Origin of the sequence: Mesorhizobium sp. M1D.F.Ca.ET.231.01.1.1 (genome assembly GCF_003999155.2) — a bacterium.
Lineage (GTDB): Bacteria > Pseudomonadota > Alphaproteobacteria > Rhizobiales > Rhizobiaceae > Mesorhizobium.
The window spans coordinates 1-26190 of sequence record NZ_RZOZ02000008.1; the positions used below are offsets into that span (position 1 = coordinate 1).

At 64.7% G+C, this 26190-nt stretch carries 28 protein-coding genes; 17 read left to right on the forward strand and 11 right to left on the reverse strand.

Annotation, left to right across the window (positions count from 1 at the left end):
• Nucleotides 1-454: 454 nt before the first annotated feature.
• The 5 genes from tauA to EN874_RS20645 all read left to right on the forward strand — a co-directional run bounded on the left by tauA (nt 455) and on the right by EN874_RS20645 (nt 4476).
• Nucleotides 455-1468 (forward strand): taurine ABC transporter substrate-binding protein, encoded by a 1014-nt coding sequence (gene tauA / locus EN874_RS20625; protein ID WP_127427021.1) that lies wholly within the window; start codon nt 455-457, stop codon nt 1466-1468.
• Between the two features lie 158 nt (nt 1469-1626).
• Nucleotides 1627-2400: a taurine ABC transporter ATP-binding protein gene (locus EN874_RS20630; protein ID WP_127427022.1), complete on the forward strand. Its 774-nt coding sequence runs from the start codon at nt 1627-1629 to the stop codon at nt 2398-2400.
• Nucleotides 2397-3257, forward strand: coding sequence for an ABC transporter permease subunit (locus EN874_RS20635; RefSeq protein ID WP_127427023.1), 861 nt, complete (start codon nt 2397-2399; stop codon nt 3255-3257). Before EN874_RS20630 ends, EN874_RS20635 begins: the two co-directional genes overlap by 4 nt.
• A 36-nt stretch (nt 3258-3293) precedes the next feature.
• Nucleotides 3294-3494: a hypothetical protein gene (locus EN874_RS20640; RefSeq protein ID WP_127427024.1), complete on the forward strand. Its 201-nt coding sequence runs from the start codon at nt 3294-3296 to the stop codon at nt 3492-3494.
• Nucleotides 3495-3546: 52 nt separating this feature from the next.
• Nucleotides 3547-4476 carry a TauD/TfdA family dioxygenase gene (locus EN874_RS20645; protein WP_127427025.1) on the forward strand — a complete coding sequence of 310 codons (930 nt, stop codon included), beginning with the start codon at nt 3547-3549 and terminating at the stop codon, nt 4474-4476.
• 58 nt (nt 4477-4534) lie between these two features.
• On the opposite strand, the gene EN874_RS20650 is transcribed toward EN874_RS20645, so the two are convergent.
• Nucleotides 4535-4720 (reverse strand): hypothetical protein, encoded by a 186-nt coding sequence (locus tag EN874_RS20650; protein WP_126086734.1) that lies wholly within the window; start codon nt 4718-4720, stop codon nt 4535-4537.
• 307 nt (nt 4721-5027) lie between these two features.
• Here EN874_RS20650 and EN874_RS20655 point away from each other — a divergent pair, with 307 nt between their 5' ends.
• The 3 genes from EN874_RS20655 (at nt 5028) to EN874_RS20665 (ending at nt 7779) form a co-directional block, all read left to right on the forward strand.
• The gene (locus tag EN874_RS20655; RefSeq protein ID WP_126086735.1) at nt 5028-5390 is read left to right on the forward strand and encodes a septal ring lytic transglycosylase RlpA family protein; all 363 of its coding nucleotides are present in this window, start codon (nt 5028-5030) and stop codon (nt 5388-5390) included.
• Nucleotides 5391-5626: 236 nt separating this feature from the next.
• Complete coding sequence (locus tag EN874_RS20660; protein WP_127427026.1) at nt 5627-6904, forward strand: polyhydroxyalkanoate depolymerase; 1278 nt, start codon at nt 5627-5629, stop codon at nt 6902-6904.
• A 257-nt stretch (nt 6905-7161) separates the two neighbouring features.
• Entirely contained in the window at nt 7162-7779 is a 618-nt protein-coding gene (locus tag EN874_RS20665; protein ID WP_127427027.1) for a transglutaminase-like cysteine peptidase, read from the forward strand.
• A 132-nt stretch (nt 7780-7911) separates the two neighbouring features.
• Here the strand turns inward: EN874_RS20665 and EN874_RS20670 are convergent, their stop codons facing one another.
• The 4 genes from EN874_RS20670 to EN874_RS20685 are packed head-to-tail and all read right to left on the reverse strand — an operon-like array spanning nt 7912 to nt 10641.
• Nucleotides 7912-8274 carry a helix-turn-helix transcriptional regulator gene (locus EN874_RS20670; protein ID WP_127427028.1) on the reverse strand — a complete coding sequence of 121 codons (363 nt, stop codon included), beginning with the start codon at nt 8272-8274 and terminating at the stop codon, nt 7912-7914.
• A 10-nt stretch (nt 8275-8284) separates the two neighbouring features.
• The gene (locus EN874_RS20675; RefSeq protein ID WP_127427029.1) at nt 8285-8809 is read right to left on the reverse strand and encodes a Smr/MutS family protein; all 525 of its coding nucleotides are present in this window, start codon (nt 8807-8809) and stop codon (nt 8285-8287) included.
• Nucleotides 8806-9912, reverse strand: coding sequence for a murein transglycosylase A (locus tag EN874_RS20680; RefSeq protein WP_127427030.1), 1107 nt, complete (start codon nt 9910-9912; stop codon nt 8806-8808). Before EN874_RS20680 ends, EN874_RS20675 begins: the two co-directional genes overlap by 4 nt.
• A gap of 21 nt (nt 9913-9933) precedes the next feature.
• Nucleotides 9934-10641 (reverse strand): Tim44/TimA family putative adaptor protein, encoded by a 708-nt coding sequence (locus tag EN874_RS20685; protein ID WP_127427031.1) that lies wholly within the window; start codon nt 10639-10641, stop codon nt 9934-9936.
• 203 nt (nt 10642-10844) lie between these two features.
• On the opposite strand from EN874_RS20685, the gene EN874_RS20690 reads away from it, so the two are divergent.
• From EN874_RS20690 to secB, 3 genes are all read left to right on the forward strand, one after another.
• Complete coding sequence (locus EN874_RS20690; RefSeq protein WP_127427032.1) at nt 10845-11339, forward strand: FxsA family protein; 495 nt, start codon at nt 10845-10847, stop codon at nt 11337-11339.
• A gap of 85 nt (nt 11340-11424) precedes the next feature.
• Nucleotides 11425-11862, forward strand: a complete 438-nt coding sequence (locus tag EN874_RS20695) for a RidA family protein (protein WP_245513620.1) — start codon at nt 11425-11427, stop codon at nt 11860-11862.
• A 147-nt stretch (nt 11863-12009) separates the two neighbouring features.
• Nucleotides 12010-12510 (forward strand): protein-export chaperone SecB, encoded by a 501-nt coding sequence (secB, locus tag EN874_RS20700; protein ID WP_126086743.1) that lies wholly within the window; start codon nt 12010-12012, stop codon nt 12508-12510.
• A 289-nt stretch (nt 12511-12799) separates the two neighbouring features.
• Here the strand turns inward: secB and dnaQ are convergent, their stop codons facing one another.
• The 5 genes from dnaQ to EN874_RS20725 all read right to left on the reverse strand — a co-directional run bounded on the left by dnaQ (nt 12800) and on the right by EN874_RS20725 (nt 16498).
• Complete coding sequence (gene dnaQ / locus EN874_RS20705) at nt 12800-13507, reverse strand: DNA polymerase III subunit epsilon (protein ID WP_127427033.1); 708 nt, start codon at nt 13505-13507, stop codon at nt 12800-12802.
• Between the two features lie 77 nt (nt 13508-13584).
• The gene (coaE, locus tag EN874_RS20710; protein ID WP_127427271.1) at nt 13585-14190 is read right to left on the reverse strand and encodes a dephospho-CoA kinase; all 606 of its coding nucleotides are present in this window, start codon (nt 14188-14190) and stop codon (nt 13585-13587) included.
• Between the two features lie 16 nt (nt 14191-14206).
• Nucleotides 14207-15040, reverse strand: a complete 834-nt coding sequence (locus tag EN874_RS20715) for a shikimate dehydrogenase (RefSeq protein ID WP_127427034.1) — start codon at nt 15038-15040, stop codon at nt 14207-14209.
• Nucleotides 15033-15632 (reverse strand): Maf-like protein, encoded by a 600-nt coding sequence (locus EN874_RS20720; protein WP_127427035.1) that lies wholly within the window; start codon nt 15630-15632, stop codon nt 15033-15035. The genes EN874_RS20715 and EN874_RS20720 overlap by 8 nt, the downstream gene beginning before the upstream one ends.
• A gap of 44 nt (nt 15633-15676) precedes the next feature.
• A complete protein-coding gene (locus EN874_RS20725) occupies nt 15677-16498 on the reverse strand; it encodes a pyruvate, water dikinase regulatory protein (protein ID WP_127427036.1) in 822 nt (273 codons plus the stop codon).
• A gap of 493 nt (nt 16499-16991) precedes the next feature.
• On the opposite strand from EN874_RS20725, the gene hemE reads away from it, so the two are divergent.
• The 3 genes from hemE (at nt 16992) to rho (ending at nt 19986) form a co-directional block, all read left to right on the forward strand.
• Nucleotides 16992-18020: a uroporphyrinogen decarboxylase gene (gene hemE, locus EN874_RS20730; RefSeq protein ID WP_127427037.1), complete on the forward strand. Its 1029-nt coding sequence runs from the start codon at nt 16992-16994 to the stop codon at nt 18018-18020.
• A complete protein-coding gene (gene hemJ / locus EN874_RS20735) occupies nt 18017-18553 on the forward strand; it encodes a protoporphyrinogen oxidase HemJ (protein WP_127427038.1) in 537 nt (178 codons plus the stop codon). The genes hemE and hemJ overlap by 4 nt, the downstream gene beginning before the upstream one ends.
• 167 nt (nt 18554-18720) lie before the next feature.
• Nucleotides 18721-19986: a transcription termination factor Rho gene (gene rho / locus EN874_RS20740; protein WP_126086750.1), complete on the forward strand. Its 1266-nt coding sequence runs from the start codon at nt 18721-18723 to the stop codon at nt 19984-19986.
• Nucleotides 19987-20060: 74 nt separating this feature from the next.
• On the opposite strand, the gene EN874_RS20745 is transcribed toward rho, so the two are convergent.
• The gene (locus tag EN874_RS20745; RefSeq protein WP_127427039.1) at nt 20061-22076 is read right to left on the reverse strand and encodes a thioredoxin domain-containing protein; all 2016 of its coding nucleotides are present in this window, start codon (nt 22074-22076) and stop codon (nt 20061-20063) included.
• A gap of 108 nt (nt 22077-22184) precedes the next feature.
• On the opposite strand from EN874_RS20745, the gene mnmE reads away from it, so the two are divergent.
• The 3 genes from mnmE to rsmG all read left to right on the forward strand — a co-directional run bounded on the left by mnmE (nt 22185) and on the right by rsmG (nt 26177).
• Nucleotides 22185-23498 (forward strand): tRNA uridine-5-carboxymethylaminomethyl(34) synthesis GTPase MnmE, encoded by a 1314-nt coding sequence (gene mnmE / locus EN874_RS20750; RefSeq protein ID WP_127427040.1) that lies wholly within the window; start codon nt 22185-22187, stop codon nt 23496-23498.
• A 166-nt stretch (nt 23499-23664) separates the two neighbouring features.
• Complete coding sequence (gene mnmG / locus EN874_RS20755; protein WP_127427041.1) at nt 23665-25539, forward strand: tRNA uridine-5-carboxymethylaminomethyl(34) synthesis enzyme MnmG; 1875 nt, start codon at nt 23665-23667, stop codon at nt 25537-25539.
• Entirely contained in the window at nt 25536-26177 is a 642-nt protein-coding gene (gene rsmG / locus EN874_RS20760) for a 16S rRNA (guanine(527)-N(7))-methyltransferase RsmG (RefSeq protein WP_127427042.1), read from the forward strand. The genes mnmG and rsmG overlap by 4 nt, the downstream gene beginning before the upstream one ends.
• Nucleotides 26178-26190 lie beyond the last annotated feature (13 nt).

A 26190-nucleotide genomic window follows, 5' to 3' on the forward strand; every position in this document is an offset into this window, starting at 1 on the left:
TTCTCAGGCTCTCTTGACTATTCTGTATTGTTCGACGGATCGCCTCTGTCGTTGTGGCGCTGCCGTGAAGAACCTGGCCCATAGTGCATCCTTCCATTCTTGGGAAAACAATGCACCATCAAATGCCAGGATCAAACACCTAGAATGCCGTCGCGGTGCAAAACGACCCCCTGTAGCCACGGGTCTCCGTTCTGCATCGTAGCACCTGTCATGGATGTAACGGCATGGAATCCTGGGGTCTCCGCTTCGCTTCGCCCTAGGATGACGAAGGCGCGGTTCGCGCCCCACCCCACCATCCCGTGCCGCGACCGTCCTTTTGCGCTTCCGCCGCCGGGACCTGGCGACACTTTTCCAACAAAGCCCCGTTCCTTGGAAGGATTTAACTCTACAAACCCGATGGAATTAACCGACGATAGAAAGGCAATCCGGTTTTGTCAGGATTAGGGAGCCTTTCATGTCAACCATTTCACGACGCATTCTGCTTCTGTCGTCCGCCGCGCTCGCGGGCGTTGCCTATCTCGGCCCGGCCGCGGCGGAGGATCTCAAGATCACCATCGGCTACCAGACTGTGGTCGAGCCTTCGAAAGTGCCGCAGGCCGACGGCGTCTACGAGAAAGCGACCAAGGCGGCGATCGACTGGCGCAAATTCGATTCCGGCGCCGATGTCATCGCGGCGGTCGCGTCCGGATCGGTCGATATCGGCTATGTCGGCTCGAGCCCGCTGGCCGCGGCCGCCAGCCGCGAGCTGCCGATCCAGACCATTTTCGTCGTCGGGCTGATCGGCCCGTCGGAGGCGCTGGTCGCGCGCAACGGCGCCGGCATCGAGAAGGTCGCCGACCTTGCCGGCAAGAAGGTGGCCGTGCCTTTCGTGTCGACCACGCATTACAGCCTGCTTGCGGCGCTGAAGCATGAGAGCGTCGATCCGAAGTCGGTCGAGATCCTCAACCTCAGGCCGCCGGAAATCGCCGCTGCCTTCGCGCGCGGCGACATCGACGCGGCCTATGTCTGGGATCCGGCGCTCGGCCAGGTGAAGACGTCAGGCAAGGTGGTGCTTGATTCCGCGCAGGTGGCGGCCTGGGGCGCGCCGACCTTCGACGCCTGGATCGTGCGCACCGACTTCGCCGACAAGCACCCGGAAGCGGTGCGCGACTTCGTCAAGGTGACCGGCGACGCCTATGCCAAATTCCTGGCCAAGCCCGAGGCCTGGTCGGTATCCTCGCCGGAAGCCGGCAAGATCGCCAAGCTCACCGGCGCCAAGCTGGAAGAGGTGCCGGAACTGCTCAAGGGCTATGTCTTCCCGACGCTCGACGAGCAGGCCTCGGACAAGTTCCTCGGCGGCGCTACGGTCAAGGCGATCGCGGCGACGTCCGCCTTCCTCAAGGAGCAGGGCAAGATCGACGCCGTGCTGCCCGACTACTCGAAATACGTGACGACCAAATATGCCAGCGAGGCGCTCGCCTCGAACTGAGCGTTTCTCCCGGCAATTCCGGAAGGAAGACCGCCTTTCCTGGAATTGCTCAACAAGCGCGGCCCCTCTTCCCTGGCCTTGCGCTTGCCTGCCCCGGGACCGCTTACGATGAGCGGCCACGGGGCGGGCCCCCTCGTTTGACGGAGGCCTGGATCCCGATGCCGCATCTCGCCCTCGACAAGGTCAGCGTCCACTATGACGGCCAGCCGGAACCAGCGGTCGAGCGCGTCTCGCTCGACATCGGCAAGGGCGACTTCGTCGTGCTGGTCGGCCGCTCGGGCTGCGGCAAGACCTCGCTGCTCAACGTCGCCGCCGGGCTGGTCGAGCCGGCGCGCGGCCGGGCCACGATCGCCGGCCAAGTCATCACCGCGCGCGGACCGGACCGCGCCGTCGTCTTCCAGAACGATGCGCTGTTTCCGTGGCTGACCGCGCGCGAGAACGTCGCCTTCGCGCTCCGGCTGCGGGGCGTGCCTGCGGACAAGCGGGCGCGGCGCGCCGACGAATTGCTGTCGCTGGTCAAGCTCAACGGCGCCGGCGACAAGCGCATCTGGGAGCTTTCCGGCGGCATGCGGCAACGCGTCGGCCTAGCGCGCGCCTTGGCCGCCGAGCCGGACTTCCTTCTGCTCGACGAGCCGCTCGGCGCGCTCGATGCGCTGACCCGCGAGCGCATGCAGACGACGCTGCTCGATCTGTGGGCGGCTGCCCGGGTCGGCGTGCTGATGGTGACGCATGGCATCGAGGAAGCGCTGGTGCTCGCCACGCGCATCGTCGTGCTGGCGCCGGGGCCCGGCCATGTGGTGCGCAGTTTCGAGACCCATTTCGGCCGGCGCTATGCCGCGGGCGAGCCGATCCGCGCGATCAAGGCCGATCCGGCCTTTGCCGCGGCCCGCGCGGAGCTGACGGATGTGATCTTCCAGGGAGAAGCGGCATGAGCATCGGCAGCTACACGGTGCGGGCCGGAGCAAAGGTCGGTGAGAATGACGGTCTGTCGGTGCCGTGGTCGCGGCCGCGTCGCAAGCGGGCGGGCGTTTTGGCCCGCCTGATTAGCGCCCTCACCATTCTAGCGCTGTTGGCGGCATGGACGGTGTCGGCCCGGCTGCAGCTGGTGTCACCGGTCTTCCTGCCCTCGCCCGCCGCCGTCTGGGCGAAGTTCGTCGTGGTCGCCCGCGACGGGTTCGTCGATGCGACGTTGCTGCAGCACGTCACCGCCAGCCTCTGGCGGGTGTTCGCCGCGCTGATCGTGGCTATCGTCGTCGGCGTTCCCGTGGGGCTCGCCATCGGCATCAGCCGGATCGGGCGTGGCGTATTCGATCCGCTGCTCGAATTCCTGAGGCCGATCCCGCCGCTCGCATATTTGCCGCTGATCGTCATCTGGTTCGGCATCGGCGAGCCGTCGAAGATCCTGGTGATCGCCATTGCCATGCTGGCGCCGGTGGCGCTGTCGACCGCCGCCGGCGTGCGCGGCGTCTCGCGCGAGCGCATCGACGCGGCGCGTTCGCTGGGTGCGACGCGCAGGCAGGTCGTGCGCCACGTCATTTTGCCCAGCGCCTTGCCCTCGATCCTCACCGGCCTGCGCATAGCGCTCGGCGCCGGCTGGTCGACGCTGGTCGCGGCCGAACTGGTGGCGGCGACGCGCGGGCTCGGCTTCATGATCCAGTCGGCGGCGCAGTTCCTGGTCACCGACGTCGTGGTGATGGGCATCCTGGTGATCGCGACCATCGCCTTCGCGCTGGAATTCGTCATCCGCCGGGTCGAGCGGGCGCTGGTTCCCTGGGCGGGCAAGGATTGAGCGGAACAAAGATTGAGCGAAACAGGGAGAATGACGATGACGCATTCCGCCGCCGTGCTTTTCGCTGAGGTCGGCAACTGGCTGCTTGCCAGGTCGAAAGAGAGAGAAACGCCTGAGACCGAGCAGTCGCAAGGCGACCCGAAAGCGCCGGCACCGGTGGGGCCGGACGCCGAGCGTGACCGCCTGCCGCCGCGCGACGAGAGTTTCTATTGGGCCTGGCAGTACTGGTCGCAGTGATCAGCCCCCAATAGACCGGTCCTTTCCCTAATCAGCAAACGAGGAGATGCCCATGAGCAACCTAGCCGCCGTCGACCAGATCATTCCGCCAGCCGATGTCATTCCGCTGACCGCCCGTGTGGGAGCGGAAATCAGGGGCATCCGCCTTGGCGGAAGCCTGTCCGATGCCGCTATCGCGGCGATCAACCAGCTTCTATTGCGGTACAAGGTCGTCTTCTTCCGCGGCCAGGACCATCTCGACGATTCCGAGCATGAACTGTTCGCGCGGCGCCTGGGCGATCTCGTGCCGCATCCCACGCAGGGTCCGGTGGCGGGCACGGCCTCGATCCTCAACCTGGATTCGAGCCGCGGCGGAGGCCGCGCCGACCAATGGCACACGGACGTGACCTTCGTGGATGCCTATCCGAAATTCTCCGTCCTTCGCGGCGTCGTCATCCCCGCGGCCGGCGGCGATACCATCTGGTCCAACACGCATGCCGCATATGAAAGCCTGCCGGCGCCGCTGAAGCTCTTGGCGGACAATCTCTGGGCCATCCACAGCAATGCCTACGACTATGCCGCCGTGCGGCCGCGCGCCACCGCCGAGGAAAGGAAGCATTTCGATGAGGTCTTCACCTCGACGGTCTACGAAACCGAGCACCCCGTGGTGCGCGTGCATCCGGAAACCGGCGAGCGGTCGCTGCTTTTGGGCAATTTCGTCCAGCGCTTCGTCGGCCTGTCGAAGAACGACTCGGCAAAACTCTACGAGCTGTTCCAGAGCTATGTGACCACGCCGGAGAACACGGTGCGGTGGCGCTGGCATGCCGGCGACGTCGCGATCTGGGACAATCGGGCCACGCAGCACTATGCGGTGAACGACTATGGCGACCAGCAGCGGATCGTGCGCCGCGCCACCGTCGATGGTGACGTGCCGGTCAGCGTCGACGGACGCCGCAGCGTGACCCACGTCAAGACGGCCAAGCCGGCGGCGAAAGCCGCGTGAAGGCTGCCAGGGCGGCACCCTCCTTCTCCCTTTGTGGGAGAAGGTGGGCGCTGTCCGCTCAGAGGCGCGAGCGGTTCGCCCATCTGAGGCCGAGCAGGCCGACCAGCACGGTGACGAGGCCGATATAGAGCCATTGCCGCTGGCCGGTCATGAAGCTGCCGTGGACCAGCCCAAGGCCCTGCAGCGACCACAGCACGCCGATCGCCAGCACGAGCAGCGCCAGCAAATTCCTGATCAGTCGCATCAGCGAGATCCCCCCGGAAAGTCGATCCTCCACCCGAATGCATGCGCAATAAAGGAACGCAAGGAAGCGAAGCTATCGCTCCCTCTTCTACTTGCTGACTGACGGCCGATCCTATTCAGGACTTCCTGCAAACCGGCGCGGTCTTCACAAAGAATACGCCCGGGCACACCGGAAATGTCATGACAAACTGTTTCGCGGCGACTCCAAACGTGTGCATTTGCCATGGAACCGCCAGACGGTCGCCGCATTTCCCGCCTCAATCGACACATACGGCGGGTTGTCTATCAACGGAGCCCACCCCTAAAAGATGAAGAAAACCAACCGCACCGCGCTTGTCGCGGTAACGGTCGCGGCTGGCCTGATGGCTGGCGCCTCGACCGCCTCCTCCGCTGCCGCGCAATGCGGCCGCGCCTCCTGGTACGCGCTGCATTCCAGAACCGCTTCCGGCGAGCGCATGAACCCCGCCGCGCTGACCGCCGCGCACCGCTCGTTGCCGTTCGGCACCAAGCTCAGGGTCACCAACAAGAACAACGGCCGCAGCGTCGTCGTGCGCATCAACGATCGCGGACCTTTCGTCCGAGGCCGTGTGCTCGACCTCTCCCGCGGCGCCGCCACCCAGCTCGGCTTCATCGGCTCGGGCCACACAGCCGTGTGCATGGCGCGCGTCTGATATGTCCGACATGTCCGGCAAGAGGGGCCGGACATATTTCCGACACAGTTCGGCAACGCACATTGAGCCGGCTCGGCCGTTCGAGGCGGATTTCCAACGCTTTGGACGAAAGAAGCATTGATCACGCGACGTGACGTATTGCATCGCAACAATATCTTGTTAACCTCGCTGCGAGACATTCAAGGCTCGGCGCTGCTCGTCGGCCCTTTGGTCGCCAGGCAGCAGCGGGGTTCCCGATGTTCTACCAGCTCTACGAATTGAACCATGCGGCGCTGCAGCCCGCCCGCCTCTATGCCGATGCGGTGCGGCTTTTCTACTCCAACCCGCTCAATCCGATCTCGCACACGCCGCTCGGCCGCTCGGTGGCGGCGACCGCGGAGCTCTTCGAGCGCACGACGCGCCGCTACGGCAAGCCGCAATTCGGCCTGACCCAGACAGTGGTCGACTGGAAGACCGTCGACGTGACGGAAAAAACTGTCTGGTCGAAGCCGTTCTGCAACCTCGTCCGCTTCGAGCGCTCGCTGCCGGCCGGCCGCAAGGCCGATCCGAAGCTGCTGATCGTGGCGCCGATGTCCGGCCACTACGCGACGCTGCTGCGCGGCACGGTCGAGGCCATGCTTCCCCACGCCGACGTGCACATCACCGACTGGGTCGATGCCCGCGTGGTGCCGCTGTCGCAGGGCAGCTTCGATCTCGACAACTATATCGACTACGTCATCGAGATGTTCCATGCGCTGGGTCCCGATACCCATGTGATGGGGGTCTGCCAGCCGTCGGTGCCGGTGCTGGCGGCGGTGGCGCTGATGGAAAAGCGCGGCGATCCCTTCGTGCCGTCGACCATGACGCTGATGGGCGGCCCGATCGACACCCGCCGCAACCCGACCGCGGTCAACCTGCTGGCCGAGGAAAAGGGCATCGACTGGTTCCGCGACAACGTCATCATGCAGGCGCCCTGGCCGGTGCCGGGCTTCGGCCGCGAGGTCTATCCCGGCTTCCTGCAGCTTTCGGGTTTCATGAGCATGAACCTCGACCGCCACATCATCGCCCACAAGGACTTCTTCATGCACCTTGTGAAAAACGATGGCGACAACGCCGAGAAGCACCGCGACTTCTATGACGAATATCTGGCGGTGATGGACCTGACGGCGGAATTCTATCTGCAGACGGTCGACACAGTGTTTGTGCGCCATGCCTTGCCGAAAGGCGAGATGACGCATCGCGGCGAGACCGTCGATCCCAAGGCGATCCGCAACGTCGCCCTGTTCACCGTCGAGGGCGAGACCGACGACATTTCCGGCCTCGGCCAGACCCAGGCCGCGCACGACCTTTGCGTGAACATCCCGTCCGACCGGCAAGCCCACTACATGCAGCCGGCCGTCGGCCATTACGGCGTCTTCAACGGCTCGCGATTCCGCTCCGAGATCGTGCCGCGCATCGTCGACTTCATCACCAGCTATGGCCGCCAGACCCGCGTGGCCGCGAAGCCGAGGCTGGTCCGTTCCGCCAAGAGCTGAGCGAGTGGCGCGCCCGACCCGGGCCGGCGCCGGAATGCTTGGCGCTTTTTGTCCGGAAATTTTAGTAGAACCAAATATTTAGCGCGGCGCGGCGGCAGGCGGCTTCCGGCATTCGCCGACGCCGCTGTTGCCAAAGTGCCGCTGTCGGGACCGCGCGGGTAACCATGCCGTCAAACTAGCCGTTGTCTCTAATTGACACGGACTGTAAATCGCCTTTAACGTTTCGTTAATAAAAGAACAGGGCGGACCGGGGGACAATGACTTCCTCACCGATGGCGCGGATGCTGCGTTTGTGTGCAGTCGCAGGGCTGGCGATCTCGGCCCATTGGGCGGTGCCGGCATGGGCGGCGGGCGCCATGACCACCGGCGGCCTGACCTCGCAGCCGATCGGACACTATGATTTCTGCAAGGCGCATCCGAGCGAATGCAACATCCGCCCGGCCAATCTCGCGCCGGCCAAGCTGACCGACGGGCTCTGGCGCAGGCTGACCAATGTCACCGCCAGGGTCAACGCCGCCGTCAAGCCGCTGAGCGATCTCGACAATTACGGCAAGGACGAGGTCTGGACCTATCCGGACAACGGCTTTGGCGACTGCGAGGACTATGTGCTGGAGAAGCGGCGCCAGCTCTACCGCATGGGCGTGTCGCTCGCCGATCTGTTGATCACCGTCGTGCGCAAGCCCGACGGCGAAGGCCATTCGGTGCTGACGGTGCGCACCGACCGGGGCGACTACGTCCTCGACAATCTGACCGACAAGGTCAAAGCCTGGGACGAGACCGGCTATCGCTATCTGAAGCGGCAGGCGATCGACAACACCGGCCGCTGGGTCTCGATCCGCGACGGCCAGCAGGTGCTGGTCGGCTCGGTGCAGTAGGCAGAGCTGGCGGCGCCAACCTCAGTTTCGTCATTCTAGGGCGAAGCAAGGAGCGCAGCGACGCAGCGTAGACCCTAGAAGGGCTTCGCCGCTAATCCAAAACCGCGAACGTTGTCATGAGCAACGCGCCGACTATCGCCTCAACGCGGCCCGGACCGATGCAGTGATCTTCCGCAGCTCCGCCTCGTCCAGCTTCTCGATGCTCTCGGCCAGCAGGTTCGCCAGCTCGGTCGCGGCGGGCGACAGGCCCGACGTGTCGATCCTGACCCTCGGATGCGAGGTTTCGGCGAGGCGGGCGAGGTCCTCGGCGTCGTCCCAGATGATGTTGAAATAGCCGATGATCTTCTGGATCAACGTCCAGGTCGGGGTGCCGCGCCGGCCGTGCTCGAGCGCCGACAGATAGGCGGCGCTGACGCCGATGGCCTCGGCCATCGCCTTCTGGCTGACGCCGCGCTCGGCGCGCAGCGCGCGCAGCCTTTCGCCGAACGGGGTCATGACCGCATCCTCATGCGCGGGTCCGCCTCAGCCGGACATAGAGAGCGCCCGAACCGCCATGGTTGCGGGCGGCATGGTCGTGGCTGGAGACCAGGTGTCGGAAAGCCGGCGTCGACAGCCAGTGCGGCACCGAGCGCCGCAGGATCCCGTCGCCGCCGGAGGATGAGCCCTTGCCGGTGATGACCAGCACATAGCGGATGCCGCCGGCATGCGCGCGATGCAGGAAGGTTAGCAGCAGCGAATAGGCCTCGTCCTGCGTCATGCCATGCAGGTCGACGCGGCCCTCGATCGGCAGCCGGCCTTTTTTCAGCTTCTCGTGCGTCTGGTCGTCGAGCGCATGCGAGACATGGTGCGGCTTCGGCTTCGCGGCTGTGGCCGCAACACCGTTGACCGGCGCGGGCATAGGTGCCGGCTTCGGCTCGATAATTTCGGGAATCTCGACCGCGGCCTTGCCTTTCAGCGGCCGCGTCGTCTTCGCCACCAAGTTCCAGAGGATGCGGTCGTCCTCGCTGAGCGTGTCGTCGCGGCGGGTCACGCGCCCCTCCTCTCGACCAGCCCGCGCGGGACAAGCGCGTAGAAATCGGCGGCGTTGCGCACCACACCGGCGATCTCGCCGGCGGCGTCGCCGGAGCCGGCGAAGAGGTCGCCGCGAGCCGGACCGGTGATGGCCGAGCCGGTGTCCTGCGCGATCATCAGCCGCCGAAACGGATTTCCATCAAAAGCGGTGAGCGTCGGCGCGTCGATGTAGAAAGGCGTGCCGAATGTGTGCAGCAGCCGGTCGACGGCGACGGAGCGGCCGGGCGTCAGCGGTACCTTGGCGGCGGCGATCGGACCGAGCGCCGGATCGTCGACCGGCGCCTCGCGGAAGAAGATAAAGGATCGGTTCTGCCAGAGAATCTCGTCGACGCGGTCGGGATGCGCCTTGAACCAGGCGCGGATCGACTGCATCGTCACCTTTTTCAGCGGGATTTCGCCGAGCTCGCTCAAGATCCTGCCCGGGCCGGTGAAGCGCTGGCCGGATTTCGCGGCATAGGTGACGCGGCAGAGCCTGCCGTCGGTCATCCTCAGCCGCGCCGCGCCCTGCACATGGATGAAGAATGCGTCGACCTTGTCGGCCAGCCAGGCGATCTCGAGGTTCCGGCCGGCGAGCGCGCCGCGCTCGATCTCGCCGCGGTCGAAATATTCGACGGGGCCTGCCGCCGTGTCGCGCGCGAAGGCGAGATAGGGGTCCATGCCGGCAGGGCGGCTCTTATCGTCGATGTCGATCAGGTCGGCGGGGCGAGAAAGCAACGGCACGGTGAACCGCGCCGTCCCGGCCGGCGAAGCCTCGACCTCCGGCTCGTAGAAGCCGGTGACGAGCCCGGCGCCGCCGTTCTCCGCCGCCACCGAAGCGGGAACGAAATGGCGCTCGAAGAAGGACCGCGCCTCGGACCGATTCGCCGGCGAAACGCTGCGCGCCTCGGCATAGGCCGCGGCGAAAGCGTCGAACGCGACGCCGAGCGAACCGGTGCGATAAGGCTTGGTCGGCACGTAGAGAGCGCAGCGTTTGAACGCGGCGAAAGCGTCGAGGTGGTCGTCCTCGCCCCAGCCGGGCAGGTCGGTGAAGGATTTTCCGTTGAATGTAGGAGAGAGCGGCACGACTGGCCCCGCCGCTTTATCTCAGTCTTCTTCTTCCGTTGCGACCAGCTTCCAGTTCGGATCCCGCGAGCGGGTATCGCGGAAGAAAGTCCAGACGTCCTTGACCTCGGCAACCTTCTCGGGATCGCCGTCGATGACGGCGCCGACCTTGTCCCGGGTCGCCGAGATCAGCTCGCTGACGATGCGTAGCGTGATATGCGCCTCGGTGCCCTTCATCTCGGCGGCGACGACGTCGACCTTGTCGATGCCGACGAAGGAAGACTGAATCTTTTCCGCTTTCGCCTCGCGCTCGCCGATCGCGGCGGCGAAGCTGTCGTAGACCTCACGCGACAACAGGTTCTTCAGCGTCTTGCGGTCGCCGTCGGCAAAGGCCATGACGATCATCTCGTAGGCCATCTTGGCGCCGTCGATGAAGGTTTTTGGGTCGAAGGACGGGTCGTTGTCCTTGATCGCGCGCAGACCCTTGTTGAGGTCGGTCTCGGGCTTGGCGAAGGCGTCGATGGCGGCATAGGTTTCGGCCGCCGTTTCGCCCGGCATGCGCTTGCGCGGCAGCGACACCACATTCTCGGACTTCTGCGCCGCGTCCTGCTCGCGCGTGCGGCTTGCCGAATAGGGATCGAAGGGCGGGCGTTCGTTTCCGGTGCGACGTCCCAGCACGTTGCGCAGCTGGAAGAAGATCACAACCGCCGCAATCAAGAAGAAAATCGTACCGAAGTCGAAGAAACCCATATCTTCCGCCAATTCGATCCCTGTCCTGGCCGGACCACCAGAGCCCCTAGGATGGCGGCGGTCGCATAGCGTTCATTACCCAAAGCATATAGAACGGCGGGCGCAATCATTCAAATCAAAGCCAGCCATACCTATCTAAAGACCCCAGTGCCAGCGGCGATTGCCCGCGTGGCCTCCAAAAGAAGAAAGCGATCGGTCGAGACTTGCGACTTTCACTCTTCCCGCTGTTCCTGCTCCTGCTGCCGCTGCTGGAGATCGCCGGCTTCGTCATCGTCGGCCGCGAGGTGGGCGCCTTGGCGACGGTCGGGCTGGTTCTCCTGTCCACCATTGCCGGCAGCCTGCTGCTTCGGCATCAGGGTTTCGGGGTGATGGCACGGGTGCGGACGGAAATGGATGCCGGGCGCGATCCCAGCCGCCAGCTCGCGCATGGCGCGATGATCGTGCTGGCGGCGATCCTGCTCATCATTCCAGGCTTCATCACCGACATTGCCGCCATCCTGCTCCTCCTGCCGCCGGTGCGCGATCTCGCCTGGCGCCTGCTCAAGAACCGGATCGTGCTGGCGACGAGCCTCAGCAGCGGCTTTCGCGCCCGCCGCGACAAGGTCATCGATCTCGACGACAGCGACTATTCGCGCGAGGACGATTTCAAGCGCGGGCCGGACCACAATTCGCCCTGGCGACGGCTCAAGGACGACTAGTCCCGTTTCACGGGTGATTGCGGCTCCTTTGAGCGTTTGCGCATCGGCGCGGCCCGTCTTGCCATCGTCCCGTGCCAGCGACGCGATGATCGCCAATATCGATTTCAATCGACCGAAGCAGGAGGTTTCAGTGTCGCTCGAGCTCATCAACCCACAGGATCTGCCGGTTCCGGAGATGTACACGCAGGTTGTCGTCGCGACGGGATCCAGGCTGGTGTTCGTCTCGGGCCAGCAGCCAGAAGGCATAGACGGCAAGCTCGTCGGGCATGGTGATTTTGCCGCGCAGGCGCGCCTGGCATTCGGCAATCTCGGCCGGGCGCTCAGCGCGGCAGGCGCACGGCCCGGGCAGGTTTGCAAGATCACGATCTACATTGTCGACTATAAGCGCGATGACCACCTTCCGATCCTCGAAGAAGCCCAGATTTCGCTGTTTGGAGATCACAAACCGGCGAATGTGATCGTCGGGGTCGCGATAATGTCCCCAGGCTACCTCATCGAGGTCGACGCGATGGCGGTCATTTGACGAGGCCGTCAGAAGCTGGCGTCGCCCGGGTCGCTGCCCCTTCCTGGGCGGCGGGCCGCAAAACTTGTCTTGTCCTGCCGAGCATGGTAGCGAACCCCCGATTTCAATCCGGTCAGCAATGCTGCCCAGGCAAAAGGACTAAGGCTCATGGCCAGCAATGATGATGCCGCGGCGGGCGCCGCCAACGGCAACGGCAACCAGGCACAGCCCTCGCTGAACGTGCTCGCCCAATATGTGAAGGACCTGTCCTTCGAAAGCCCCGGCGCGCCGAACTCGCTGCGCGGCCGCGACAAGGCTCCGGGCATCGCCATCAACGTCAACGTCAACGCCAATCCGCTTTCGGACAAGCAGTTCGACGTCAACCTGACCTTGAACGCCAAGGCTTCCTTCGACCAGGAAGTGCTGTTCAACGTCGAATTGGTCTATGGCGGCGTCTTCGCCATCAGCGGCTTCCCGCAGGAGCACATGCTGCCGATCCTGTTCATCGAATGCCCGCGGCTGCTCTTCCCGTTCGCCCGCCAGATCATCGCCGACGCGACCCGCAATGGCGGCTTCCCGCCGCTGATGCTCGACCCGATCGATTTCGCGCAGATGTTCCAGCAGCGCATCGCCGAGGACCAGGCGGCGGCCAAGGTCCAGGTGAGCTGAGGCGAGCCTGCCGCACTCCTATCAGAGGCCCGGCCGCGCGCCGGGCTTTTTTGTTAAATGTTGGAGATTGGCGAGGCCGTCCTTTCCATCGTCATCCTAGGGCGGAGCAAGAGCGAAGCGACGCGCGCAGACCCTAGGATCCATGCCGTTATGCTAAGGCATTGCTGCGCTTACAGAATTCTGCACCGTTGCACTCTACGGCGAGGGTCACGGCATCGATACTCGGGTCAAGCCCGAGTATGACGAAGGGATGGGCGATTCGGCTAATCTCCGACGTTGAAGCGCCCGCTCAACCCGCCGCCGCCACCTTCAGCCACAGCGCCTTTTCGCCGAGCGTGCCGACCAGGCCGGCATGCGCCGCCCGATCCGCCTCGGTGAGGCGCGGCGGCAGGGCGATCGGCCTTGCGCCGATCGAAATGTCGATGTCGGCCACCTCGCCGTTGCCATTCATCTGCACGGCCACGCTCTCGAGCACCAGCGCCGCCTGCTTGCCGCCGATGAGCTCGATATAGACCTCGGCCAGCAATTCGGAGTCGAGCAGCGCGCCGTGCTTGGTGCGGCGGGTGTTGTCGATGCCATAGCGCCGGCAGAGCGCGTCCAGCGAATTCGGCCCCATCGGATGCTTGCGGCGCGCCAGCGCCAGCGTGTCGACGATGCGGCCGGGATCGATGGCCGGATGGTCGAGCCGGCTGAATTCGAGGTTGAGGAAGCCGATATCGAAAGTGGCATTGTGGGCGATCAGCTTGGCGCCGTCGGTGAAGGCCAGCCACTCCTCGACGACTTCGGCGAAGGTCGGCTTGCCGGCCAGGTCGGCGGCGCTGATGCCGTGCACGGCCTGCGCCTCGGCGTGAATCGCCCGGCCTTGCGGATTGATGAATCTGTGGAAGGTGCGGCCGGTCGGGAAGCGGTTGACCAGCTCGACGCCGCCGAGCTCGATGATGCGGTCGTCGCGCAAATCGAGGCCGGTGGTTTCCGTATCGAAGATGATCTCACGCATTCGAATCAGTTCGCTCCAAAGCGAGCAGAATCATACACCAGAACAAAATGGCAATGGGGACTGCTGACGGCCTGCCTTCAGGATTGGGCCTTGCCGGACTTTTCCCCCGAGAGTTCGGCGATGATCGCCTTGACCGCCGCACGCGCGGCATCGAAGCCCTGGCCGGTGTCGACGATGAAATCGGCCTGGCGGCGCTTCTCGGCGTCCGGCACCTGCTTGGCCAGGATCGCGGCGAATTTTTCTTCGCTCATGCCCGGCCGCTCCAGCACACGGGCGCGTTGGACCTCCGCCGGCGCGGTGACCACCACGACCTTGTCGACGCGCCCGCGGCCGCCGGTCTCGAACAGCAGCGGGATATCGAGCACGACGATCGGCGCGCCGGCGGCACGGTGGAGGCCGAGAAACGCATCGGCGTCGGCGCGCACCAGCGGATGGATGATCGCCTCCAGCGTCTTCAGCGCGGCGGGATCGCCCAGCACTTTCTCGGCCAGCCTGGCGCGATCGACCACGCCGGCTTTCGTGGTGCCGGGAAAGGCCGCCTCGACCAGAGGCGCCGCCTTGCCGGCATAGAGGCGATGCACTGTCTCGTCGGAATCATGCACCGGCACGCCGGCGTCGGTGAACATCTTTGCGGTCGTCGACTTGCCCATGCCGATCGATCCGGTGAGGCCGAGCACGATCATGTCCCTGCCAGTCATCTCAATGCGCTTCGATGTCGGCGACGATCATGCGCCGCAATTCCGGCGTCACCTCCGGCCGGCTGCCGAACCAGCGCTCGAAGCCGGGCACCGCCTGGTGCAGCAGCATGCCCAGCCCGTCGACCGTCTTCAGGCCACGCGTCCTGGCGGCCGCGAGCAGCGGCGTTTCCAGCGGCACATAGACGATATCGGTGACGATGGCATGGCCGGGCAGGCCCGCCGGATCGGCGGCGAGGCTGTCGTTGCCATGCATCCCGAGCGCCGTTGTGTTGATGAGCAGGCCGGCGTCGGCAAGCAGCTCGCCGATCGCGGCGGCGCCGTGCGCCGAGACGCCGGCGCCAAAGTGGCGGCCGAGTTCCTGGGCTCTCGCGAGCGTGCGGTTGACGATGCGGATGTCCTTGATGCCGCGCTCCTTCAGCGCATGGATGACGGCGCGGGAAGCGCCGCCCGCTCCCAGCACCACCGCCGGGCCGTTTTCCGCCCAATCCGGCGCATGGTCGTCGAGGTTGGCGGCGAAGCCGTAGCCGTCGGTATTGCCGCCCCAGAGAACACCGTCCTCGAGCCACAGCGTGTTGACGGCGCCGATCTCATCGGCCGCATGGTCGCGGCGGGCCACTGCGGCGAAAGCGGCTTCCTTGTGCGGAATGGTGACGTTGCCGCCGCGAAAGCCGTTGTCGCCAAGCGATGTCAGGAAGGCGGCGAAATCCTGCGGCCTGACGTCGATCGCTTCGTAGCTGCCGTCGATGCCGTATTTCGCCAGCCAGTGGCCATGGATCTTCGGCGAGCGCGAATGCGCGATGGGGTGGCCGGTGACGAAGGCCTTTTTCTCAGCCATCGATCGCCCCCAGCGCGCGAAGCTCCTTCAGCAGGGCCAGCAGCGGCAGGCCGACGATGGTGAAATAGTCGCCCTCGATCTTCTCGAAGAGCTGGATGCCCTCGCCCTCAATCTGATAGGCGCCGACGCTTCCCAGCGCCTTGGCGCCGACCCGAGCCAGGTGCCGGCCGACGAAGGCGGGATCGAGCTTGCGCATGGTAAGGCTGGCGACGCCGACATGGCGCCACAGCACCTCGCCGTCGCGACAGAGCACCGCGGCGCTGTTCAGCTGATGGGTCTTGCCCGACAATGCCAGGAGATGGCGGCGGGCGCCTTCCATGTCGGCCGGCTTGTGGAATATCTCGTCGCCCAGTGACAGCGTCTGGTCGCAGCCGAGCACCAGGGCGCCCGGCCGGCGTTCGCTGACTTCGGTCGCCTTGGCTTCGGCGAGGATCGAAGCGACGTCTTCGGGAGACACGCCGCTGTCTTTCAGCGGCGCCTCGAGCGCGCGCTCGTCGACATCGGCCGGGACCGCCTCGATGTCGAGCCCGGCATTGATGAGCATCGCCTTGCGGAACGGGCTGCCCGAAGCGAGGATGATTTTCTCGGCCATGGTTTTTTCGCGCCCATCGCGTCCCGGTTTACCGGGGCAATGGGTTATCTGTTCTTGCCGCGCAGGGCAACGATCGCCGCCGCCGTTTCCTCGATCGAGCGCCGGCTGACGTCGATCATCGGCCAGCCATGTCTGGTGCAGAGCTGGCGCGCATAGGCGAGCTCCTCGTTGATCGCGGCGCGGTCGATGTAATCGGTCGGCACATAGGCGCTGGTGTTGCCGAGGATGCGGTTTTGCCTGACGTGCGAGATGCGCTCGGCCGTGGCGACCAGGCCGACGATCAGCGGCGTCTTGGCGGCGATCAGGCTTTCCGGCAGCGGCACGCCGAGCACGATCGGGATGTTGGCGGTCTTGATGCCGCGGTTGGCGAGATAGATGCTGGTCGGCGTCTTCGAGGTGCGCGAGATGCCGATGAGCACGATATCGGCATCGTCCATGTTGGCCGGCAGCTGGCCGTCGTCATGCTCCATGGTGAAATTCAGCGCGTCGATGCGGCGGAAATATTCGGCGTCGAGCACGTGCTGGGCGCCGACGCGGCGGCCGGCCGGCGTGCCGAGATAGGACTGGAAGACGGCAAGCACCGGCTCCAGCACCGAAACGCAAGGCAGGCCCATGGCGGCGCAGCGCTCGTCGATCGAGCGCGCCAGCTTCTGGTCGACCACCGTGTAGAGAATGATGCCCGGCTCCTCCTCGATATCCTCGAACACCTTGGCGACCTGTTTTTCGGTGCGGATCAGCGGATAGATGTGCTCGATGGCGCGCGCATCCTTGTATTGGGCGGACGCCGCGCGGCCCGCCGCCAGCAACGTCTCGCCGGTGGCGTCGGAAATCAGATGCAGATGGAAGAAGCTCTGGGGTTTGTTCACAGGGGATGGGTCCTGGCTGTGGGCAATTGTGGACAAGGCTGGACGGAGAAGTCCGGCCGTTCGGGGCGACTGTATCAGATGACGGGTTGTCCACAATTCGCCCCGCTGTCGGCTCTATCGCGGCGCTGGGGACAAAACCGGGGATCAATTTTTCCAGAGCGGTTTCGTCCACAGCCACGAGTTCGATCGCGGAACGCCAAGCCGCTGACTCGAAAAGCGGAATCCGGTCCTTCCCCAGATCCCTCCAATTTGCGAACAGGACCGCGCGACAATATGCTGACTGGCCTTTTCGGGCGGCAGACGGGACAGGTCGCAACCACCACAACCAACAGACTCTTAGAATCAGAAGACTCTTTTAAAATAGATATTTGATTTAAGAGACCGCGCATGATCCCGAACCGGAGGTTCGGAAAGGATCATGCGCCAGATGAAAGTGCTACAGCGTCCTTTGCGCGTCTTAGGACGCGCGGCGCTGTAGGGAGGCGAGCGCTGGATGACTGGGAAACGGATCATGCTGGACGTCCTCAAGGGCGAGACGGTTTCACCGCCGCCGCTCTGGCTGATGCGTCAGGCAGGCCGCTATCTTCCGGAATACCGCGAGACCCGTAAGCGGGCCGGATCCTTCCTCGATCTCTGCTACGATCCAGACCTCGCCGTCGAAGTGACGCTGCAGCCTATCGAGCGTTTTGGCTTCGATGCCTCGATCCTGTTCTCCGACATCCTGGTCGTTCCCAACGCGCTGGGCCGCGAGGTCCGCTTCGAAGAGGGGCGAGGACCGATCCTGAAGCCGATCGCCGCGGCCGAGATTGCGGCGCTGGACGGCGAAACGTTTCACGTGAATCTCGAGCCGGTCTACGAGACGGTCCGACGGCTGCGCGCCACGCTTCCCGACCAGACGACGCTGATCGGCTTCTGCGGCGCACCCTGGACTGTCGCGACCTATATGATTGCCGGCCACGGCACGCCGGACCAGGGGCCGGCGCGGCTCTTCGCCTATCGCGAGCCGGAGGCCTTGGCGCGGCTTCTGAAGATACTGGCCGATCACTCGGCCGCCTATCTCATCCGCCAGATCGAGGCCGGCGCCGATGTGGTGCAGATCTTCGATTCCTGGTCGGGTGTTCTCGATGAGCCTTCCTTCGAGGCGTTCTGCGTCGAACCGGTGGCGGAGATCGTCCGGCAGGTGAAGGCGGCGCACCCGGATGTTCCGGTGATCGGATTTCCGAAGGGCGCCGGCGAGCGCTATCGCGACTACAGGAAGAAGACAGGCATCACGGGCCTCGGCCTCGACTGGACCGTGCCGCTGTCGATGGCGAAGGAGTTGCAGGGCGAAGGCGCCGTGCAGGGCAATCTCGATCCGCTTCGCCTGGTCGCCGGCGGCAGAGCGCTGGCCGACGGCGTCGACGCCATCCTTCGCATGCTGGGCGACGGGCCGCTGGTCTTCAATCTCGGCCATGGCATCACGCCGGAAACGCCGGTGGCGCATGTCGAGGCCATGGTGAAAATGGTGAGGAGCCACCGATGACCGACACGGCTAACGAGAACGGCGCCGGCCGGGCGATGAAGCGCATGACGGTCGGCATCGTCGTTCTCGTCGCGCTGACGGCGCTCCTCTATTTCGCGGCGCCCGACAGTTTCTATCCCTGGGCGAAGGCCATCCATGTCATTGCCGTCATCTCCTGGATGGCCGGCATGCTCTATCTGCCGCGGCTCTTCGTCTATCACGTCGATGCCGAGAAGGGCTCCGTGCAATCCGAGACGTTCAAGGTGATGGAGCGCCGGCTGCTGAGGGGCATCATCAATCCGGCGATGATCGTCACCTGGATGTTCGGGCTTTGGCTGGCCTGGAAGGGGTTCAATTTTCAGGGTGGCTGGCTGCACGCCAAGATCGCGGCGGTGCTTCTGCTTTCGGGGCTGCACGGCTATCTCGCCGGGGCGGTGCGGAAATTCGCCGAGGACAAGAACGAAAAGCCGGCCAGGCACTGGCGGATCGTCAATGAAATCCCCACATTGCTGATGATCGCCATCGTCATCCTGGTCATTGTGAAGCCGTTCTGAGGCTCGAACGACCCCGCAAAAGGCGGCTTGCTCTTTCAGACGACCGACGATAAAAGACGGGTCTTCCTTCCCGTCATGCGCCGCCCCTTTCTCGCTTTCGGCCGCGCCCGGCATTTGTCGCATCCAGCCGATTTTTTTCTCCCCAAAGCCTGCCCAGAGTCCATCTAATGCAAGAAATGAAACTCACCGAGTTCAAGAACAAGAAGCCGCCGGAGCTGATCGCTTACGCCGAATCGCTCGAGGTCGAGAACGCCAGCGTGATGCGCAAGCAGGAGCTGATGTTCGCGATCCTGAAGAAGCTCGCCACCCAGGACGTCGAGATCATCGGCGACGGCGTGGTGGAGGTGCTGCAGGACGGTTTCGGCTTCCTGCGCTCGGCCAATGCCAACTACCTGCCCGGTCCCGACGACATCTACATTTCGCCTTCGCAAATAAGGCGCTTTTCGCTGAAGACCGGCGACACCGTCGAGGGACCGATCCGCAGCCCGAAAGAGGGCGAGCGCTATTTCGCGCTGCTCAAGGTCAACTCCATCAATTTCGACGATCCGGAGAAGATCCGCCACAAGATCCACTTCGACAATCTGACGCCGCTCTATCCGACCTCGCGGCTGAAGATGGAGGTCGACAATCCGACCACCAAGGACATCTCGCCGCGCGTGATCGACCTGGTGGCGCCGATCGGCAAGGGCCAGCGCGCGTTGATCAACGCCCAGCCGCGCACCGGTAAGACGGTGCTTTTGCAGAACATCGCGCACTCGATCACCGCCAACCATCCGGAATGCTACCTGATCGTGCTTCTGATCGATGAGCGCCCGGAAGAAGTGACCGACATGCAGCGCTCGGTCAAAGGCGAAGTGATCTCCTCGACCTTCGACGAGCCGGCGGCGCGCCATGTGCAGGTCGCCGAAATGGTGATCGAGAAGGCCAAGCGCCTGGTCGAGCACGGCCGCGACGTCGTCATCCTGCTCGATTCGATCACGCGCCTCGGCCGCGCCTACAACACCGTCGTGCCGTCATCCGGCAAGGTGCTGACCGGCGGTGTCGACGCCAACGCGCTGCAGCGGCCGAAGCGCTTCTTCGGCGCGGCCCGCAACATCGAGGAAGGCGGCTCGCTGACCATCATCGCCACCGCGCTGATCGACACCGGAAGCCGCATGGACGAAGTCATCTTCGAAGAGTTCAAGGGTACCGGCAACTGCGAAATCCAGCTCGATCGCAAGGTGGCCGACAAGCGTATCTACCCGGCGATCGACATCCTCAAATCCGGTACCCGCAAGGAAGACCTTCTGGTACCGCGCTCGGACCTGCAGAAGATCTTCGTGCTGCGCCGCATCCTGGCGCCGATGGGAACGACCGACGCGATCGAGTTCCTCATCGATAAGCTCAAGCAGACCAAGACCAACGGCGATTTCTTCGATTCGATGAATACGTGATTGGGCGACCGTCCCCCTTGTGGAGACGGTCGATCCGCGCAGCGCTCCCCCTTCTCCCCTTGTGGGAGGAGGCACTATCGCCGCAACAGCTTCTCCATCTCCGTTGGATCCGTCACCGCCGGCAAGCACACCTGGCCGCTGCAGAACCAGGCGCCCGGCCTGTCCGTCGGCGGCAGCACGCCGCCCGGCAGAAGCGGTCGATTCGCTTCCGTACCGACCGCCACGACGATATCGATCCGGCGCGGATCCGGATTCCGATTCGCAGCCGGAACAAGGCTTGCTGACTCTGGGTCGTCGATGAGGATCAGCTTCAACGGCTCGAGCGCCAGGGCGCAGGCGTTGACGATGCCGGCCTGGCCGTAGGCCTGCTGCGCGGCGCGACCCATGGCATGTTCGGCCGTCGTCCAGGCTTCTTCCCAAAGATCGGGGTCGCCGGTGAGCGAAGAAAGCCGCACCAGCGCTTCGACGATCTGGCTGGTGGCCGAAGGGATCGCCTCGTCGACATCGCCGCGGATGCGGATCGGGACGTCGCCGCTGTCGGATGCCGTCAGATAGTAGCCGGTCTTTTCGCCGTCCTGATGCCAGCGGTCGAGCTCGGCGATGAAACGCTTGGCGTGGTCGGAATAGGCTGGATCCCCGGTAGCCTCGAACAGCGCGATCGCCGCATTGGTCATGGCGGCATAGTCGCTCGACAGCGCCGGAAACAGCTTCTTGTCGCCAAGCATGGAATGCGCCAGCCGGCCGTCCTTGCCGGCAGCGACGATATGGGCGAAGGCCCTCGCGGCAGCGTCGATCCAGTCAGCTCGTTCGAGCGAACGACCTGCCTCGGCGAGGGCGGCGATCATCAGGCCGTTCCAATCGGTGAGCGCCTTGCCGTCGCGGCCGGGCCTGATGCGCTTTTCTCGGGTGGCCAGCAGCTTCGCTTTCAGCGGGGCGATTTGGTCGCGGTCAGCGACGCCCTGGCGCTGTTGAGCCTCGCCCTGGCGGATGATCGGCTTGCCTTCCCAGCCAGGCGGGGCGACGAGCTCGAAATATCGGAAGAACGCGGCCGGATCGCCGTGAAGCGCGGTTTCGACCTCTTCCCGGCTCCAGGTGTAAAAAAGCCCCTCCTCGCCTTCGCTGTCGGCGTCGAGGCTGGCGGCGAAGGCGCCGCCTTCGACCCGCATCTCGCGTAGCAGCCAGGCGACGGTTTCTTCGATTCGTATCCGGAACAAGTCGTTGCCGGTAGCGGCATAGGCCCAGTTGCACATACGAACGAGCTGGGCGTTATCGTAAAGCATCTTCTCGAAATGCGGCACCAGCCATTTGGCGTCGGTCGAATAACGGCTGAGGCCGCCGCCGACATGATCGTAGATGCCGCCGGCAAGCATCTTTTCCAGGCTGATGAGCACCGCGTCGCGATGGGTGGTCCGGCCGTCGCGCAGCCAGGACAGCCAGAGGGTCTGCATGAAGGGCGCATTGGGGAATTTCGGCGCGCCGCGCAAGCCGCCGAGGTCGCGGTCGATCATGCCGTCGAGGCGGGCGGCAAGATCGGCAAGCGTGTCGCCGTCGAGCGCCGTCTTGCCTTTCGCGCCGGCCAGCCGCTGCTCGACATGGACGGTCAGGCCATCGGCGCTTTCGGCGAGGCTTTGCTGCTTTTCGCGCCAGGCCTTGTCGACCGCTTCCAGCACCTGAACGAATCCCGGCCGGCCATAGCGCGCCTCGCGCGGAAAATAGGTGCCGCCCCAGAAGGGCTTGCCGTCGGGCGTCAGGAACATGGTCAGCGGCCACCCGCCCTGCTCGCCCATGGCATGCAGCGCTGCCATATAGATCTGGTCGATGTCCGGACGCTCCTCGCGATCGACCTTGATATTGACGAAGAGCCGGTTCATGACGGCGGCGACGGCGTCGTTCTCGAAGCTTTCATGCGCCATGACATGGCACCAATGGCAGGCGGCATAGCCGATGGAGAGCAGAATCGGGCGCCCGCGTTCCCTGGCTTCGGCAAGGGCGTCCGGCGACCAGGCTCGCCAGTGCACGGGATTGTCGCTGTGCTGCTGCAGATAGGGGCTCGCCTCTTCGGCAAGCAGGTTTCGCGCGGGCAGGGTCACGATGGGCGGCTCGGTTCGTTGATGGCAACGCAATTCCGCGAAAGCCGCGGCTTCCGTGCGGAACGGCGCGTGAACAAGATACCTAGGGTGGTTCGGCAGGTCGGGCAAATGGTAACTTCGAAGGATACGATCGCGGCGCTGTCGAGTGGCCGCTTGCCCGCCGGCATCGCCGTGATCCGCGTCTCCGGCCCCAAGACTCGATTCGCGGTCGAAACGATCGCCGGCGGCACGGTTAAGGATCGGTTTACCACGTTGCGCAAGCTGAAGGCGCCCGACGGCTCGGTCATCGACCACGGGCTCGTCCTGTTCTTTCCGGGGCCCGGCAGCTTCACCGGCGAGGACGTTGCCGAGTTCCACGTCCACGGCAGCCGCGCCGTCGCCGCGAGAATGCTGGAGACGATCACCGGCTTCGAGGGCGTCAGACATGCCGAGCCCGGCGAATTCACCCGGCGCGCATTCCTTAACGGGAAACTCGATCTGGTCGAGACGGAGGCATTGGCCGACCTCGTCAACGCCGAGACCGAGGCCCAGCGCCGCTTCGCCGTGCGCAATGCCGAGGGAGCGCAGAGCGCGCTCTATTCGAGCTGGCGCCGACGGCTGATCGAGGCGCGGGCGATGATCGAAGCCGAGATCGACTTCGCCGACGAAGAGGACGTGCCAGGTTCCGTGTCCGACGCGGTCTGGGCCGATGTGGCAAGAATGATCGATGAGATCGGACACCACATCCGGGGATTCAAAGCCGCCGAGGTCATCCGCGATGGATTCGAGGTGGTTATTCTCGGGGCGCCGAATGCCGGCAAGTCCAGCCTGTTCAATGCGCTGGCCCGACGCGAGGCTGCGATCGTCACCGACGAACCGGGAACGACCCGAGACCTGCTTGAAGTGGTGCTTGATCTCAACGGGATGATGGTGCGGGTGGTCGATACGGCTGGGCTGCGCGATGGTAGCGGCAAGGTTGAAGCGATCGGGATTGAAAGAGCGCGCGCCCGGGCCCGTGAAGCGAACCTTGTCTTGTTGCTGGAAGACATTGCCAACCCGCTGGCGGTGGGCGCAGTTCCCGACGATATTCCTTCGCTGAGGATAGGCACGAAGGTCGATCTCGGCGCAGCGCCGTCGCATGCGTATGACCTGGTGATTTCCTCGACGACCGGAACCGGCCTTTCGGATTTGCTGGACGAGATCGCACGGCGCGCGGCGTCGGCAATCGGAGACACCGGAGACGTCCTGCCATCCAGGCTGAGGCATGTCGAATTGCTGGCCGAAGCTCAGGATTTCCTCTCGGCTGCCGTAGTGGGATTGAGCCAGGAGTTGCGGGCGGAGGAATTGCGGCTGGCAAGCGAGCGGCTCGGGCGGATCGTCGGCGCGGTCGATGTCGAGGATATGCTCGACGTCATCTTCTCGCAGTTCTGCATCGGTAAGTGATTCACGTGAAACACCGATTCGCCATCGAGCGAGCGATTGACTCACGTGAAACATCCACAAGCGGTATCGGACAGATGTTTCACGTGAAACGAGTGCGGGCTTCGTCCTTGACAGCGAAGGCCGTCGGGGACATGTGTCAACCGATCTCTGAAAGCGGATTCTTGAAATGACCGATCACTATGATGTGGTGGTGGTGGGCGGCGGCCATGCCGGATGCGAGGCGGCCAGCGCTGCCGCGCGCGCCGGCGCCAGGACGGCACTGGTGACGCTGCGTTTCGACACGATCGGCGTCATGTCCTGCAACCCGGCGATCGGCGGCCTGGGCAAAGGCCATCTGGTGCGCGAGATTGATGCCATGGACGGATTGATGGGGCGCATAACAGACGCGGCCGGTATCCAGTTCCGTCTGCTCAACCGCCGCAAGGGCCCCGCCGTGCGCGGTCCGCGCGCCCAGGCCGACCGCAAGCTCTATCGCCTCGCCATGCAGGCCGCGATCCGCGAGCAGGCCAATCTCGACGTGGTCGAGGGCGAGGTGCTCGATCTGGAGATCGAGCTCGGCCGGATCGCGGCCGTGCTGGTCTCCGGCGACCGGCGCCTCGCTTGCGGCGCCGTCGTGCTGACCACCGGCACGTTCCTGCGCGGGCTGATCCATATCGGCGAGAAGAAGATCGTCGCCGGCCGCATGAACGAGCAGGCAAGCCACGGGCTTTCGGCGACGATGGCTCGTGCAGGCTTCAAGCTCGGACGGCTGAAGACCGGGACGCCCCCTCGCCTCGACGGCCGCACGATCGACTGGGCGTCGCTGGAGAGCCAGGCGGCGGACGAGGACCCGGTGCCGTTCTCGCTGATGACCGACCGCATCGCCAACCCGCAGATCCATTGCGGCATCACCCGCACCTCGACGGCGACGCATGAGCTGATTCGCCTCAATCTCGGCCGTTCGGCGATGTATTCCGGCTCGATCGAAGGTGTCGGCCCGCGCTACTGCCCTTCGATCGAGGACAAGATCGTGAAGTTCGGCGATCGCGAAGGCCACCAGATCTTCCTCGAGCCGGAAGGCCTCGACGACAACACCGTCTATCCGAACGGCATTTCGACCTCCCTGCCGGAAGACGTGCAGCTCGACATACTGAAGACGATCCCCGGCTTGGAGAAGGCGACGATGCTGCAGCCCGGCTACGCGATCGAATACGACCATGTCGATCCGCGCGAGCTCAAGACAACGCTGGAGACGAAGCGCGTCGAGGGCCTGTTTCTGGCCGGGCAGATCAACGGCACCACCGGCTACGAAGAGGCCGGGGCGCAAGGCCTGCTCGCCGGCATCAATGCCGCGCGCAAGGCGTCGGGCGGCGAGCCGGTCGTGCTCAGCCGCACCGAAGCCTATATCGGCGTGATGGTCGACGACCTGACCAGCCGCGGCATCGCCGAGCCCTATCGCATGTTCACCTCGCGGGCCGAGTTCCGGCTTTCGCTGCGCGCCGACAATGCCGATGAGCGGCTGACGTCGCTGGCCGGCCGGCTCGGGATTGCCTCGTCGGAGCGCATGCAGCGATTCGACGGCATGGCGAGCAAGCTCGACCATGCGCGGGCGCTGGCAAAGTCGATTACATTCACGCCGAACGAAGCGGCGCGGCATGGGCTGGAGATCAACAAGGACGGGGTGCGTCGCTCGGCCTACGAGCTGCTCGCGCATCCGGGCGTCGATATGGCCTGGCTGATTCGTGTCGAGCGGGGTTTCGCCGCGCTTGACGCCAAGACGGGCGAGCGGCTCGAGACGGAAGCGAAGTATGCCGTCTATCTCGAACGGCAGCAGGCCGACGTCGCGCAGATCAGGCATGAAGAGTCACGGCTCATTCCGGAGAGCATCGACTTCTCCGAGGTGCCGGGCCTTTCCAACGAGCTGAAGCAGAAGATGAAGATGCGGCAGCCGCGCTCGATCGCCGACGCGCAGCGCATGGAAGGCATGACGCCGGCGGCGCTGGCGATCATTGTCGCCCATGTCCGCAATGCCGAGCTCGCTGCGCGAAGGTCGGTGGCGTGAGCGCCGATGCCTGGGCGGAGTTGCAGAAAGCGGCAGGTCCGGTTTCACGTGAAACATTCGAACGCCTGCAAGTCTTCGAGCAGCTCTTCCTGAAATGGAACCGCAGCATCAATCTGGCGGCGCCGTCGACACTGGACGATGTCTGGCGCCGCCACATCCTTGACAGCGCGCAGCTTGCCCGAATCGCACCCGCCGCAATGCGCTGGGTCGACCTCGGCTCGGGCGGCGGTTTTCCCGGGCTGGTGCTCGGCTTCCTGCTTGCCGAGCGGCCGGGCGCCTCGATCGATCTGGTCGAGAGCAACCGCAAGAAAGCATCGTTCCTGCAATCCGTCATCGGCCAATTCGACCTGCCGGCGCGCGTCCTGGCCAAGCGAATCGATGACAGCTATCCCCTTGTTTCCGAACCGGAAATCGTGACGGCGCGGGCATTGGCGGCGCTTCCGGACCTGCTTGATCTGTCGACGCCGTGGCTGACCAACGGGGCGCGCGGGCTTTTCCACAAAGGCCGGGATTACCGGGCCGAAGTGGAAGAAAGCGCTCACCGCTGGGCCTTCGATCTGGTAGAACATCCAAGCATGACCGACCCTCATGGCGTCATCCTCGAAATCACCGATCTGCGCCCGGCGACCCCGCAATGAATTACTGGCATAA

Coding starts and splice junctions, on each gene's coding strand:
- EN874_RS20640 (WP_127427024.1), top strand. CDS start 3,294: ATGACGCATTCCGCCGCCGTGCTTTTCGCTGAGGTCGGCAACTGGCTG.
- EN874_RS20655 (WP_126086735.1), top strand. CDS start 5,028: ATGAAGAAAACCAACCGCACCGCGCTTGTCGCGGTAACGGTCGCGGCT.
- mnmE (WP_127427040.1), top strand. CDS start 22,185: ATGGTAACTTCGAAGGATACGATCGCGGCGCTGTCGAGTGGCCGCTTG.
- coaE (WP_127427271.1), bottom strand. CDS start 14,190: ATGATCGTGCTCGGCCTCACCGGATCGATCGGCATGGGCAAGTCGACG.
- hemJ (WP_127427038.1), top strand. CDS start 18,017: ATGACCGACACGGCTAACGAGAACGGCGCCGGCCGGGCGATGAAGCGC.
- EN874_RS20720 (WP_127427035.1), bottom strand. CDS start 15,632: ATGGCCGAGAAAATCATCCTCGCTTCGGGCAGCCCGTTCCGCAAGGCG.
- hemE (WP_127427037.1), top strand. CDS start 16,992: ATGACTGGGAAACGGATCATGCTGGACGTCCTCAAGGGCGAGACGGTT.
- EN874_RS20645 (WP_127427025.1), top strand. CDS start 3,547: ATGAGCAACCTAGCCGCCGTCGACCAGATCATTCCGCCAGCCGATGTC.
- mnmG (WP_127427041.1), top strand. CDS start 23,665: ATGACCGATCACTATGATGTGGTGGTGGTGGGCGGCGGCCATGCCGGA.
- EN874_RS20685 (WP_127427031.1), bottom strand. CDS start 10,641: ATGGGTTTCTTCGACTTCGGTACGATTTTCTTCTTGATTGCGGCGGTT.
- EN874_RS20670 (WP_127427028.1), bottom strand. CDS start 8,274: ATGACCCCGTTCGGCGAAAGGCTGCGCGCGCTGCGCGCCGAGCGCGGC.
- rho (WP_126086750.1), top strand. CDS start 18,721: ATGCAAGAAATGAAACTCACCGAGTTCAAGAACAAGAAGCCGCCGGAG.
- EN874_RS20630 (WP_127427022.1), top strand. CDS start 1,627: ATGCCGCATCTCGCCCTCGACAAGGTCAGCGTCCACTATGACGGCCAG.
- EN874_RS20715 (WP_127427034.1), bottom strand. CDS start 15,040: ATGGCTGAGAAAAAGGCCTTCGTCACCGGCCACCCCATCGCGCATTCG.
- EN874_RS20635 (WP_127427023.1), top strand. CDS start 2,397: ATGAGCATCGGCAGCTACACGGTGCGGGCCGGAGCAAAGGTCGGTGAG.
- tauA (WP_127427021.1), top strand. CDS start 455: ATGTCAACCATTTCACGACGCATTCTGCTTCTGTCGTCCGCCGCGCTC.
- dnaQ (WP_127427033.1), bottom strand. CDS start 13,507: ATGCGTGAGATCATCTTCGATACGGAAACCACCGGCCTCGATTTGCGC.
- EN874_RS20665 (WP_127427027.1), top strand. CDS start 7,162: ATGACTTCCTCACCGATGGCGCGGATGCTGCGTTTGTGTGCAGTCGCA.
- EN874_RS20660 (WP_127427026.1), top strand. CDS start 5,627: ATGTTCTACCAGCTCTACGAATTGAACCATGCGGCGCTGCAGCCCGCC.
- EN874_RS20650 (WP_126086734.1), bottom strand. CDS start 4,720: ATGCGACTGATCAGGAATTTGCTGGCGCTGCTCGTGCTGGCGATCGGC.
- EN874_RS20695 (WP_245513620.1), top strand. CDS start 11,425: ATGATCGCCAATATCGATTTCAATCGACCGAAGCAGGAGGTTTCAGTG.
- secB (WP_126086743.1), top strand. CDS start 12,010: ATGGCCAGCAATGATGATGCCGCGGCGGGCGCCGCCAACGGCAACGGC.